Genomic DNA, 12,768 nt, shown 5'->3' with positions numbered 1-12,768 from the left:
TTTTGTTAGTTGTTTATTTAAATATTCCTAAAGTTGAATTTATAATAGAAGCTAAATTTTCCATATTGTCATCTATATAAAAGTGTCCTCCTTTAAAAAAATATATATAACATGCTTTGGAAGTATGCTGTTTCCAAAAGGCAATGTGATTTATTTTTATGTCATCTCTGTTTCCATTTAAAATGGTAATATTACAATTCAGTTTTGGATATTCATTCTTATAGGTATACAATTCACAAATTTTAAAATCCTGCCTTAAAATCTTTAGAAAAACCTTACACATATGTTCATTATCCAGGACTTCCTTGGGAGTTCCTGAAAATTCCAACAATTTGTTTTTTAAATTCTCCTCTGACAATTTATGAATAGAATTATTTTCATATATAACATTAGGTGCTTTTCTTCCAGAAAAGAAGATATGTTCAGGTGGTTTATTTTCCAACTGCATAATATAATGTGTTAATTCATAGGCTATTAAGCTGCCCATACTATGCCCGAAAAATGCATACTCCCTATCTAAATCTTTTTTTATAATATTGTAAATATCTTCTACAGCTTCACCAATATTATTATATGGTTCTTCTTTAAACCTCTTTCCTCTTCCAGCCAGTTCTATTGGACAAATCTCAATAGATGGATTTATATAATTTTGCCATTTTGAATAGGAAGCAGCTGATCCACCGGCGTGAGGTATACAAAACAATTTTATTTTACTCATACAGTCACCTTGCCTAATACATGCCGAAAAAATAATTAGTTACTCAATTTTCAACCTAAATCCAACAAGTAATATTTATAATTCATCATAATTTATATTTGTCTGCAAAAAATTTTCACAAACAAAGCACTAATTATCAACACTTTATTGATTACTTATAGAATTGCAGTTTAACTTATTATTTATCTCTACATATCAGAATAAATTTTAATTTACAATAGAACATTTACTACTCATTAAGATTATATATAACTATTTACAAGTTTACTAGCGGATTTTAGTAAATTAATGTTATCTTATGTTATTATTTTGTAATATTATATTAATTTTTATTAATTATATTTAACTTTTTATTAATGCATTGGTGTAAATATTGAAACTATATTAATATTTATATGTTAATATTTATATATTATCAAATATTTGTAAATGCCTTTTACATTTAATTTAGGCAAATATTATTGTGAAATTTAAAATAAAAAATTTATTTCATTATTTTTAGAATTAACCTCTCATTACGGCTGCACCTCAATCACAGATGAAAATGTTGGGCAGGCTTTTATGGACATGCATTTTCTAACTAACTTTTATAAATTTTAAAATTTACAATTATTTATTACTATAGGTTCTTGATTTATGTATTATAAGGTTTATAATTATTATTAAAGGATAATAATTAACCTCTGTAATTTTTAATTTATTACGTGGAGGACATATATATGACAAATTTAAAAGAAATATACGAAAACAGAAGAGCAGTTAATTTTTTTGATAAAGATAAAAAGCTGGATAATAATACTTTAGAAAATATTATAAATTTGGCTGTATTAGCTCCATCAGCTTTCAATCTGCAGCCCTGGAAAATTATCGCTGTAAAATCAGAGGAAGCTAAAAAAAGACTTCATCCTCTAGCTTTTAATCAGCCAAAAATTTTAGAAGCACCTGTAACTTTAATAATTGCAGGAGACAAAGCTGGTTACCTACCTGATAAAGAAGCTTGGTCAACCTTTGCAGCACAGGCAGGTAAGGAAGGTACTGAAGGAGCAAAACAATTTGCACAAATACTTTATGATACTACTGAAGAAAGAAAAATAAAATTTGCTGAAAGCAATGGTGGATTACTAGGAATGTCTATTATGTATGCAGCACAATATTATGGAGTAGATTCTCATCCAATCAACGGTATTGATTTTGATGGTATACAAAAAGAATTTAAACTGGATGAAAATCAAAATGTAGTTATGTTAATTGCACTAGGTTATTTTGATAAATCCCATGAATTATATCCAAGACTTAAAAGATACAATTATTCAGAAATAGTATCTGAAATATAAACATATTATATAGTGAGTAATAAAATTTAGGCTGTTTAACAAATACTGTGTAATATGAAATAATTGAAATTTATTATTACATAGTAATGTAATATTTTAAATATTATATTACCACATATAAAAACTAGCTAAAATTTATTATCAGTAATAATTGGCTAAATAATTAAAAGGATGTGTTATTATGACCACAGATAAGAAAAAAATTCTAATCCCCTTAGATGGAACTGACAGAAGTATGCATTCACTTGATTATGTAAAACAATTATTTAGAAAAGATGAAGTAACTATTACTCTATTAAACGTTTTGGAAATAGTCATAATAAATGACATGATGCTATCAGACACTGTGGTAACCAATTCAGAAAATGAAAGTAAAGCTATTCTTGAAGGTGCAAAAGCACAGCTTCAGGACTATACCGTTGAAGCAATTAGTACTTTTGGTTATGCTTCAGATGAGATACTGAGAAAAGCAAGAGAAGATAAATTTGATGCTATAATTATGACTAAATCCTCAAAAAAGGGTTTGGCTAGAATGATTGGTTCTGTAACTAGAAAAGTTCTTCAGGACACTCGTACTCTACTGATAATTGTTCCTGAATAAAAACTAAATTAAAAAGCACTATGAAATTCTTACAATTTATTTGTATTGATTTTCATAGTGTTTTTATTATTTTCAATGTAATTATCAATAAACCTTACTTAGTGGACATTTGTACCGCCACTAAATTTAGATGAATTATCCGGAGACCTGCCGCCGTTATCTCAAGCTTTAAAAAGTAGCGTGTCACGGTGGCTAATCATGGCATAAATATCTACACAAATTTATTAAATACAGGATACTCCTCTTCTGTGTGCAGAGAAACCTTTAATACATCGTATAATTTTTCAAGCTGCTTTAAAATCTGTTCTGTACGTTCATCATTCTTAATAAGCAGGTACATTTCACTAGTATTTCCTTCCTCAAGTCTTAAGCATATTATACCTTCAAGATTAAATGCCCTCCTTGAAAAGAGACCTACTATATGTGACATAACTCCTGGATGATTATTCACTATTAGCTTAATTACATAATTATCATTTTCCTTCACACTGCTCACCACCTATCATTTCTGAAATCCCCCCGCCTGGCGGTACCATTGGATATACATTTTTAAAGCTTTCAATAGATATATTTATTAAGCAAGGCTCCTCCGAGCTAAAGGCTTCATTAAGTACTTCATTTAAATTATCAGTATCCTTGCTAATGTTATAACCTTTAACATTAAAACCTTCACTTATCTTTGCAAAATCTGGATTGGTAATAAACCTTGATGCCATATAGTGCTCATTATAAAATAGCTGCTGCTGCTGTCTTACAAGTCCAAGATGACCATTATTTAATATTATTATTTTTAAATTTAATTTTAAATCTGCTAAAGTTGCCAGCTCTTGAATATTCATTAAAAATGATCCGTCTCCTGAAAAACAGACTACTTGCTTATCTGGATTTGCAACGGCTGCACCAATAGCTGTAGGCAACCCAAAGCCCATAGTTCCAAGACCTCCGGAAGTTAAAAAAGTTCTAGGCTTTTTAACAGGATAGGCCTGAGCCGTCCACATCTGATGCTGACCTACATCCGTAGTAATTATAGTATCTTCCTTAACTAATTTGCTTACAGTTTTAATTATATTAATAGGATGAAAAGAATCTTTTTCATCAGGGAATATCATAGGTTTTTCCCTTTTAATACTTTCAATATAATTTATCCAATCCTTTCGTTCATTTTTCTCAACAAGAGGAATAATTTTATTTAACACAACCCCTACATTTTCACAAATTGAAAGATTGGATTTTTTAATTTTATCAATTTCCGCATCATCTATATCTACATGAATTATCCTAGCATCAGGACAAAACTTATTTACATTTCCTATGGCTCTATCATCAAATCTTACCCCAAAGGCTAAAAGTAAATCTGCCTTATTTAACAATAAATTAGTATACCTTGCTCCATGCATACCAAGCATACCCATAAATAAAGGATCTTCAATAGGAAAATTGCCAAATCCCATTAATGTTGAGGTAACAGGTATATTATTTTTCTTTGCAAATTCATACAATGCTTTACCAGAATCAGAATTAGTTATTCCTCCTCCTATATAGAGAATAGGTCTTTCAGCTTTATTTATCATCTCTGCAGCTTTACTGACTAAAGATTCATCAAGAAAGTTTTCTGCTTCGTAACTGTTTATATCCGGCCACTTATCAAACTCAAATTCCTCACTCTGTATATTCTTCGGTATATCAACTAGTACTGGGCCCTGTCGTCCACTTTCCGCTATTTTAAAAGCTTCAGGTATAACTGTAAATAGTTCTTCTACAGAACGTACTAAAAAATTATGTTTTGTTATAGGTATTGTAAGTCCATAAATATCTACCTCTTGAAAAGAATCCGTTCCAACATAAGAATAGGGAACCTGGCCTGTTATAGCAATAATAGGCACAGAATCCAGTTTTGCATCAGCAATAGCCGTTAATAAATTTGTAGCACCTGGACCAGAAGTGGCAAAACACACTGCTGCCTTACCTGTAGAACGTGCTATGCCTTGAGCTATAAAGGCAGCCCCTTGTTCATGTCTAGCCAAAATATGTTTGATATCACTGCTTAGCAGAGAATCATATAATGGAAGATTAGTTCCTCCAGGAATTCCAGCAATAATTTTAATTCCATATCTCTCTAATAATTTTATAGTAATATCAGCCCCAGTTAATTTCATATAAATACCCTCCATAAATTTGAACAATTTCTATTGTAATCTTTAATACTCACTAAAAAATCACACTTGATAATTTAAAATTCAATTTGAGAAATCCAAGTTGAAAATAGACAATAGTTTAAATCTTACTTTTTAAATACAAAAAAACCCCGTCCAACTAAGGACGAAGTTGTAAACTCCGCGGTACCACCTTTTTTCGTACAAAAACTGTACACACTTTAAAAAGTATATAGCATACTTTAGCTCCCTTTAACGATGGGATCTCGTCAAACTCTACTCTCTATATAGATTTCTATTTGAAGCTCCAGGGCTACCTTCTACACATCTATCATGGAAAACTCTCACCTAAGGCATTGTAATAAATAACTAGTCTATTTCATGTTGCATATGCCTAATTTCCCTCTCTTTATTTCAAGAATAATATATACTCTTCCCCTTCAATGCTTTTAATATAATATATTTTACACTGTTACAAAATTTTATTACTTAATTTCAATATTGTCAAGTACTTTTTAGTCATCTGTTTTTAATACATCTTCTCTTATTAGAGCTCATTCATAGCCAATTTGCCTTCTATCCAATCAATAAACTGTCTTGCAGTTCTAGCTGAGCGTCCATTATACCAAAGTTCCCATTTTAAAGCTTCACTATGTAATAATTCTCTATCAATATTAAGATTCCTCTTATCCGCTATACCATCTACAATGCTTAAATATTCATTTTTATTTGGAGATGAGAACACCACATTAATACCAAATCTGTCTGCAAGAGAAAGTTTTTCCTGAACACTATCTCCTCCACGCACTTCGTCATTGGACCTCTCGCTAAAGTATTCCTTTACCAAATGTCTTCTATTTGAAGTAGCATATATTATTATATTGGAGGATTTGTGTTCAAGACCACCGTCAAGCATTGCTTTAAGTGCAGTATAACTTCCTTCATCATCTGCAAATACCAAATCATCTATAAATATAATAAATTTTTGAGGTCTATCCTTTAAACTTCTTATTATATCAGGAAAATCTGTAAGATATGCTTTAGGTACTTCAATCATACGCAATCCTTCTGTATAATATTTATTTAATATAGCTTTAACTGTGGAAGATTTACCTGTTCCGCGATCTCCATGAAGCAGTGCATTGTTAGCAGAAAATCCTTTTAAGAATTGCTCTGTATTTTCTAGTACAACTTCACGCTCTTTTTCATAGCCAATAAGATCAGAAAGAGTAATGGGATCAGGTTTTTTAATTCCTTTACAATAACCATTATCATTTTCACGTTCCCAAACAAAGGCTTTATACATTGCAAAAATCCCACAACCATAATTTTCATGGAATTTTCTAAGTTTCTCTATACATTCACCCCATTGACTGCTGGAGTATAAGGTTTGTTTTATCTCACTTATATGATTAGGACAATCCTCTGAAGTAAAATCACCTTCCACTTCCCACTCTGGAAGCTTTTCTATTATGTATTTAAACTCACTTTCATCAAAATATCTTATCAATTGATTTTTTATAATATACGGATTTAGTTTAGCTATCAGCTGAAGATTTACTAAATCATTTGCTGCTGCCTTTTCAATTAAATTTCCACTTTTATTCACAATGTTACTCTGTGACTTCAGTGAAAATGGATTTTCATCAAAAATAATCTTATCCACTACATACGCTTCTAAGGTGTTTGTACCACTTTCCGCTAAAGCAAAGAAAAAATTATTGTACAAATTGGTAAAGCAAGACAACTCAACTTTACCCATATTTATGTAATCAAGAAGTAACCGTAAGCTGCTTATGACGTTATCATCAAGTAATTTTCTGTAAATAGACATAGAATCCAGTGCCAATTTTGCACTTCTTATTTCAAAACTTACTGAAAAAGTTGCATTTTCCATAAAAAGTCCTCCTAATAAAATATAATATAATTTCTCACTTTATCATACTAAAATACATAATACTCCATATGTATAAAAAAATCAAATTGCTGCAATGGCATCCACTAGATATTTATTTATAGTTTCTTAAAATATACATAGAATTGATAGCTTAATAGTAAAAAACGATTTTGTGGCATCATAGTTTTACTGTAAATTAAAAATTTATCCGATGACTACCCGCTCTAATACTTCTGCCTTATTCAAAGTAGGAGTAAAGAGTGGCTACGTCCCTGGATAACGATTTCTAAGTATCAAAAATACCGATACTAAGAACTCTGTTTATCAATCATTAAAATTTTTGCTCTCAATTCTATGCTAGAAATTAATTCTAAAATTCTCTATATATTATTATAAGCATTGAAAACTTCTTATATCTCTTAAGTCCATTCCAAAGTATATCCATCGAAAGCCATTCCATCTAAATCCTGAAACAGATCTCCTTCCAACAAAAGTAAGCCATGCCCAAAATCCATTTCCCCTTCTAGGCCAGATGTATACAAATCTATGGAGACATGGCCTTATTGCACCTGGATCTACAGCAAAAGTCTGCGGCCCACCAGGTCCACCAGTTTGAAATTGCTGTGGCTGTGTTGGCACAGAGGATGGTGGCGGTCCTGGAGGTGCCCCGGGATTAAATTGTCTCGTATCATACTGAGAATATTCCCAAGGATCTGGTTGAGTATTTCTATAGGAATAGTAAGCTGGTTCTTCAAAATACTGAAAAGAATCATCATCCTCTAAGCCGTCAAATTCCTCTCTATCTCCATTTTGAGGATCTTCCGGTTCTTCTGGTTCCTGATATCTATTATAGGTATAGTACATAATTACACTCCTATTTTTTTGATTGCACTATAATATATGCACACAAATAAAAAAGGTAACATAGTTTAAAAAAATTACATAAATTATACTATAATAAAAATTTAAACTTTAATATGGGAGGCAATATTCTATGAGAATTCGCAGAGCAATTAGATATTTAAGAAGAGCCCCAAGACCAAAGGCTAACAACCTTCATAAAACTGGATCTAATATAGTATTAAATACTGAAAAAACAAAAAAAAGCTATATATATTTTGATACCATTTCTGAAAAAAGTACTAATACTTTTTCTAGAAAACATAATAATTCTGTTGAAGAAATTACACATAATTTTAATGATATAGATAATAATATAAAATTCTTAAATACTGCAGAAAATAAAATTAATTTTGCCAATGATAAAGACTCAACTAAAAATACTATTACTGAAAATAAAATTTCCAGCTTAATTAATTCCAGCTTAAACTCATCCATATTTGCTTCTAATAATTCAGGTAAGGAAGAAATTACTATACACATTCATGATTCAGTACCTTTTAATCATTTAGTTGGAAAGTATGGTTCTAATATAAGTCAGCTAAATGATACTACCTTTGAAATAAATACACCAGGTATTTTTAAAATTACATTTATACTATATACAACTAAATCCTCTCCTCTTGGAAGAGCTGATATAGTTATAAATAATATTCCCCTTGATAGTCCAACTACTTTAATAACTCCAGGAACTCCTCTAATTGGTAACGGAATTTTCAACATACAAAAAAATAATACTACAATTAAAATAGTTGTTTCTGGTTTGGATTTATCTCTGTGTGCCTGGAAAAATGCAAATATAATTATCGAGCAGCTAAATTGAAGATATGAAAGGCTTCCAGTGAGTTTACTGGAAGCCTTATAAATTTTAACTTTATATTTAATGACATTTTCATCTCTAGCTACTTTTACTTTAACAATACTAAATATAGACGACAAAACCAAGGGTAGAAAACTGAAAATTGCAGTTAATATAATCACTATTTTATATGAATTCTTGTTAAAATTATAAGATAAAATTAATATTTGCAATAATACATTTATTATAAAAACTAAACAAAAACACCGCTCTACACTGATATCTTATATTGAGTGTAAGAGGTGTTTTTCAACTCCAAGCTATGCTTTAACTGCATGACAAATCGAAGCTGGTAGGCACAACATAATCTCTGAATTATCATACCTTTCCATTTTACTACATACATCAAGAAATATATTATTTGTACCATGTATTTCTACTTTATACTGCCAGGAAGTTCCCTGAAATGCCCTTTGGCAAATCCTGCCTTTTAACTTTGTAGCCACTCCATCATAATCAGTATCAACAAGTATATCTGTTGGGCGTATCATGACACTAATCTTATTTTTAACATCTCGTATTGGTGAAGCCAAAATGTTAAATCCCGAGCATTCAATTAGCATATCGCTACCTGAATAGCTTATAAAATTACCTTCAAGAAAATTAGAAGCACCCAAAAAAGATGCAGTAAATGCAGATTGTGGTTTTTGATATAGAGCCACTGGATCATCCTCCTGCTCTATATGACCATTATTCAATAAAATTACATTGTCAGACATACTTAAGGCTTCGATCTGATCATGAGTAACATATATAGTAGTTATACCCGCATTTTTAACAATCTGTAGTAATTCCCATCGCATTTTTTCTCTCATTTTTGCATCAAGACTTGATAATGGCTCATCCATAAGTAAGAAAAAAGGATTGGGAGCAAGTGCACGTGCAACTGCAATTCTCTGTTTTTGACCCCCTGAAAGCTGATGAGGATAATAGTGCTGGAATCCATTCATTTGGACAACTTCAAGCACTTCACTGACCCTTGATTTTATCTCTGATCTACTCATCTTTTTTCCTTTTTTAAGTTTTAACACAAATGCTATATTCTCAAATATTGACATATGAGGCCATAAAGCAAAATCTTGGAATACCATGCCGATATTACGATACTCAGGTGACATGGTGAAATTATTTGATGACCAAACTGATCCATTTACTCTAATTGATCCACTATCAATATTAGTCAAACCTGCAATTGTATTGAGTAGTGTAGTTTTACCACATCCTGAAGAGCCAAGTAATGTAACAAATTGACCTTTTTCAACTTTCATGGAAATATGATCCAAGATAAGTCTTGAACCATATGATTTTGAAATATTATCAATCTCAATAAAAATAAAAATCACCTTACTTATAAAATATTTTAGATCATCTACACCAGCCTCAGAATCAACCTAACATTAAAATTCCTTAATATCTTCCACAGTTTGTACTGGATTACTTTCAGAAGTCACATTTGTTGTATCAATTATTTTTTCTGCTGAAAGATGTAGTTTTGTATGTCCCATAAACCAAATTACACTTCTAGTAAGTAGAAATACTAAAAACACAATTAATATACCGATTATCGTAAGGGCTGAACCATTAGACCAATCCGAACTATTAAATCTAGACTGAACCACTACAGAAAATGGTGGTTGTCCTGGCGGATATAGCAGCGAAGCTGCCGGTAATTCGAACATTATACCTGCAAAAGACATAAAAAATGTAGATATTGTAGTTGTACTTACTAATGGCACTATTATCTTAAAAATTATTTGCATATTGTTAGCTCCAAAAGCTTTAGCTGATTTCAATAAATTTGGTGGAAGCGTGCTCAACGCTCCAGTTTGTAATCTGATAGAATATGGCAACGCACCTGCAAGATAAGCCATTGCAAGACATATGGGAGTTCCATAAAGTACTAGATTTAATGGTATAAGCCATACTGCATTCCAAGCAAACACAAATCCTGCTGCCAGTACAACTCCAGGTATTGCAAGTGTTGACATGTTTAGAATATTTAAAAATTTACTTGTAAGTGAATGCTTAAATATCAACTGATATGCTAAGATAACTGCAAAAGGGACAGCTACAATAGCAACTATAGCTGAATAAGTAATTGAGCGTAATAGTGAAGCATACCCATCGCCATTAATTTGAATGGCATCTCTATAATGTGCAAAAGTCCAATTTGAGCTATTGATGCCATTACTCCATACCTTCCATAAAGATGCACATATATTAGACATAAGCGGAAGAACAAATGATAAAATTATTATTATTACCATACCTACAAAAAATATTGAATAATACCTGCATTTATTACCATATTTTTCTGAACTGTTATCTGTCTTCTTAAACGATGGAGTGGTAACATATGATTTCTTCCTCATTATCATAAACTGTAAACCAATTGCAGCAGATGTAACAAGAACTTCAATTACTGATAAACTAGCTGCCACAGAATAATTAACTGGATCTTGGTTTAATGATGAATATATTTGGTACGTTAAAAGTGGAATATGGGAATTTGGTGTTATTGCAGCAGCAATACCAAAATCCCCAAAACCTTCTGCAAATGCAATTGAAGCTCCCGCAAGTAATGCTGGTGTCAAAAGTGGAAGTGTAACCTTAAAAAATAATTGACTTCTAGTGGCACCACCTATTTTTCCTGCATTTAGCAATTCCGTTCCAATATTTTTTAGAGCCTGGTGCATACTAAAATATACATACGTAAAAAAACGCAGCCCCATTATTAATGCAAGCCCATACCTGGTAAAAAACCATGCAGACCAGCCAAAAGGTAAACCGAATATTTGACTAAGTATTCCTCCATCTTGCATAAGCAGCATCCATCCTTCTGCAATGACATATGAAGGCATAAAAAATGCTATCCAAATAAGTGAGTTAAATATATTTGCAGCAGCATCTGGCATATGATGTATTGCTATAGACGAAAAAGTCCCCAATATTACAGCAATCACTGCTGCCAAAAGCCCAATAATTATTGAATTAGATAGAGCTAAAAAGTTTGACTTATCAGTGAATACACTCAGTAAATTTGCAAGAGACGGAGTGATGCTCGATATCTTGTCAAAAATATGAGGAAATATTGATTGCAGCAATAAAGCTGCTAACGGATATACGACAATTACCGTCATTGCAATAATACCAAATACCTCTCCGAACTTCTCACCAAATCTTACAAACAATTTTTTATTGGAGGATATTATCATGGAACCACTTCTTAATATCTTTTTCATTTTTAGCAGCAGCTATTGGATCTGTCGTTATCCACTTAACATCAGTTGTCAGGGCTTCTTTATTAGCTTGTACACCCTTTATGACTGGGTTAAAATATGAATCACCGCCACCATTTTTAGGATCAAGCATTACAGATTGTCCCTCAGGAGAAAGGCAGTATTCAACAAATTGTTTGGCTGCGTCCATATCAGGAGCATTCTTGTTTATTGAAATGACACCTGGAAGTGTAAATACCCCAGAAGAAGGATATATTATATCCACTGGATCCCCACTTTTCTTAGCATTAATAAGTGCTGAATTCTGTATAGTTATAACTTTAACCTGACCAGATACCAAAGCCTTTAATGTATTGTCATTTGTAGGGAATACTTTAAGTCCATTAGTCTTAAGATTCTGATAGAAATTCTTACCTTGTGTATCTCCCATGCTTTGAAGCATTCCGCTAACATAAGGATATGTAGGTCCTGATGTACTAGGATCATTCATAGCTATTCCATTCTTGAACTTAGAATCGGTTAAATCCTTCCAATCTTTAGGATAATCTGCTGGTTTCATTAATTTTGTATTAACACCAATTGCAGCTGCAGCTGTAACTGTAACCGGGAAATAAGACTTATTTGATGGTATAAGTGATTTACCTAAATCGGTAAAATTCTGCATATCCGATGGAGTCCAATCATGAAGAAGCATTTGCTCATTATCAATTGCTTGCATAGTAGCATTACCATCAAACCAGGCAACATCCCAATGAGGATTTGAACGTTCAGCCTCCATTTTTGCTGTTATCATACCTGTAGAATCATCTACCAGCTTCACATTTATACCAGTTTTTTTCTGGAATGCTTCAGCAACAGCTTTATCGTAACCCTGAGCTGAATACAATACAAGCTGTTTCTTACTGGGACTTGAAGCAGAGTTGGAATTTGAGGCAGATGCTGTGTTTTGCTTACCACACGCTGACATAGTAAGTATAAGAAACGAAAGTGTCCCCATGACAATTATAGACTTTAATCTTTTGGATTTCATAAAATCACTCCTATTAAAAATTATTAAAGTATTGCTA

Annotated in this window: 11 protein-coding genes and 1 other annotated feature; of the genes, 3 read left to right on the top strand and 8 right to left on the bottom strand. The window is 31.7% G+C overall.

Annotation, left to right across the window (positions count from 1 at the left end):
- Window positions 1-13: 13 nt before the first annotated feature.
- On the bottom strand, window positions 14-718 hold the full coding sequence (locus CLOPA_RS06195) for a thioesterase II family protein (protein WP_015614612.1): 705 nt from the start codon (window positions 716-718) through the stop codon (window positions 14-16).
- 719 nt (window positions 719-1,437) lie between these two features.
- On the opposite strand from CLOPA_RS06195, the gene CLOPA_RS06190 reads away from it, so the two are divergent.
- Together CLOPA_RS06190 and CLOPA_RS06185 are read left to right on the top strand one after the other, a co-directional pair.
- Window positions 1,438-2,052 carry a nitroreductase family protein gene (locus tag CLOPA_RS06190; RefSeq protein ID WP_015614611.1) on the top strand — a complete coding sequence of 205 codons (615 nt, stop codon included), beginning with the start codon at window positions 1,438-1,440 and terminating at the stop codon, window positions 2,050-2,052.
- 181 nt (window positions 2,053-2,233) lie between these two features.
- Window positions 2,234-2,653 (top strand): universal stress protein, encoded by a 420-nt coding sequence (locus CLOPA_RS06185; RefSeq protein ID WP_015614610.1) that lies wholly within the window; start codon window positions 2,234-2,236, stop codon window positions 2,651-2,653.
- A 211-nt stretch (window positions 2,654-2,864) separates the two neighbouring features.
- Here the strand turns inward: CLOPA_RS06185 and ilvN are convergent, their stop codons facing one another.
- The 4 genes from ilvN to CLOPA_RS06165 all read right to left on the bottom strand — a co-directional run bounded on the left by ilvN (window position 2,865) and on the right by CLOPA_RS06165 (window position 7,567).
- Window positions 2,865-3,140: an acetolactate synthase small subunit gene (gene ilvN, locus CLOPA_RS06180; protein WP_015614609.1), complete on the bottom strand. Its 276-nt coding sequence runs from the start codon at window positions 3,138-3,140 to the stop codon at window positions 2,865-2,867.
- Window positions 3,127-4,809 (bottom strand): biosynthetic-type acetolactate synthase large subunit, encoded by a 1,683-nt coding sequence (gene ilvB / locus CLOPA_RS06175; protein ID WP_015614608.1) that lies wholly within the window; start codon window positions 4,807-4,809, stop codon window positions 3,127-3,129. The genes ilvN and ilvB overlap by 14 nt, the downstream gene beginning before the upstream one ends.
- A 156-nt stretch (window positions 4,810-4,965) precedes the next feature.
- Window positions 4,966-5,259, bottom strand: a binding site (T-box leader).
- 94 nt (window positions 5,260-5,353) lie between these two features.
- Window positions 5,354-6,703, bottom strand: coding sequence for an ATP-binding protein (locus CLOPA_RS06170; protein ID WP_015614607.1), 1,350 nt, complete (start codon window positions 6,701-6,703; stop codon window positions 5,354-5,356).
- Window positions 6,704-7,093: 390 nt separating this feature from the next.
- Window positions 7,094-7,567 carry a hypothetical protein gene (locus tag CLOPA_RS06165; RefSeq protein WP_015614606.1) on the bottom strand — a complete coding sequence of 158 codons (474 nt, stop codon included), beginning with the start codon at window positions 7,565-7,567 and terminating at the stop codon, window positions 7,094-7,096.
- A 130-nt stretch (window positions 7,568-7,697) separates the two neighbouring features.
- Here CLOPA_RS06165 and CLOPA_RS06160 point away from each other — a divergent pair, with 130 nt between their 5' ends.
- Window positions 7,698-8,426: a BclA C-terminal domain-containing protein gene (locus CLOPA_RS06160; RefSeq protein WP_015614605.1), complete on the top strand. Its 729-nt coding sequence runs from the start codon at window positions 7,698-7,700 to the stop codon at window positions 8,424-8,426.
- A gap of 296 nt (window positions 8,427-8,722) precedes the next feature.
- Here the strand turns inward: CLOPA_RS06160 and CLOPA_RS06155 are convergent, their stop codons facing one another.
- From CLOPA_RS06155 to CLOPA_RS06145, 3 genes are read right to left on the bottom strand one after another with little or no spacing between them, the layout of a single operon-like run.
- On the bottom strand, window positions 8,723-9,805 hold the full coding sequence (locus CLOPA_RS06155) for an ABC transporter ATP-binding protein (protein WP_015614604.1): 1,083 nt from the start codon (window positions 9,803-9,805) through the stop codon (window positions 8,723-8,725).
- A 54-nt stretch (window positions 9,806-9,859) separates the two neighbouring features.
- A complete protein-coding gene (locus CLOPA_RS06150; RefSeq protein WP_015614603.1) occupies window positions 9,860-11,704 on the bottom strand; it encodes an ABC transporter permease in 1,845 nt (614 codons plus the stop codon).
- Window positions 11,658-12,731, bottom strand: a complete 1,074-nt coding sequence (locus CLOPA_RS06145; protein ID WP_015614602.1) for an ABC transporter substrate-binding protein — start codon at window positions 12,729-12,731, stop codon at window positions 11,658-11,660. Before CLOPA_RS06145 ends, CLOPA_RS06150 begins: the two co-directional genes overlap by 47 nt.
- Window positions 12,732-12,768 lie beyond the last annotated feature (37 nt).

The organism is Clostridium pasteurianum BC1 (assembly GCF_000389635.1).
In the GTDB taxonomy this organism is placed as follows: Bacteria; Bacillota; Clostridia; order Clostridiales; family Clostridiaceae; genus Clostridium_I; species Clostridium_I pasteurianum_A.
Note: the sequence above shows the minus strand (reverse complement) of the source record. Positions and strands in the feature narration are given on the sequence as shown.

Excerpts from the sequence above, each read along its gene's own strand:
- ilvB (WP_015614608.1), bottom strand. The coding sequence starts at position 4,809 with ATGAAATTAACTGGGGCTGATATTACTATAAAATTATTAGAGAGATAT.
- CLOPA_RS06170 (WP_015614607.1), bottom strand. The coding sequence starts at position 6,703 with ATGGAAAATGCAACTTTTTCAGTAAGTTTTGAAATAAGAAGTGCAAAA.
- CLOPA_RS06165 (WP_015614606.1), bottom strand. The coding sequence starts at position 7,567 with ATGTACTATACCTATAATAGATATCAGGAACCAGAAGAACCGGAAGAT.
- CLOPA_RS06190 (WP_015614611.1), top strand. The coding sequence starts at position 1,438 with ATGACAAATTTAAAAGAAATATACGAAAACAGAAGAGCAGTTAATTTT.
- CLOPA_RS06150 (WP_015614603.1), bottom strand. The coding sequence starts at position 11,704 with ATGAAAAAGATATTAAGAAGTGGTTCCATGATAATATCCTCCAATAAA.
- CLOPA_RS06160 (WP_015614605.1), top strand. The coding sequence starts at position 7,698 with ATGAGAATTCGCAGAGCAATTAGATATTTAAGAAGAGCCCCAAGACCA.
- CLOPA_RS06145 (WP_015614602.1), bottom strand. The coding sequence starts at position 12,731 with ATGAAATCCAAAAGATTAAAGTCTATAATTGTCATGGGGACACTTTCG.
- CLOPA_RS06185 (WP_015614610.1), top strand. The coding sequence starts at position 2,234 with ATGACCACAGATAAGAAAAAAATTCTAATCCCCTTAGATGGAACTGAC.
- CLOPA_RS06195 (WP_015614612.1), bottom strand. The coding sequence starts at position 718 with ATGAGTAAAATAAAATTGTTTTGTATACCTCACGCCGGTGGATCAGCT.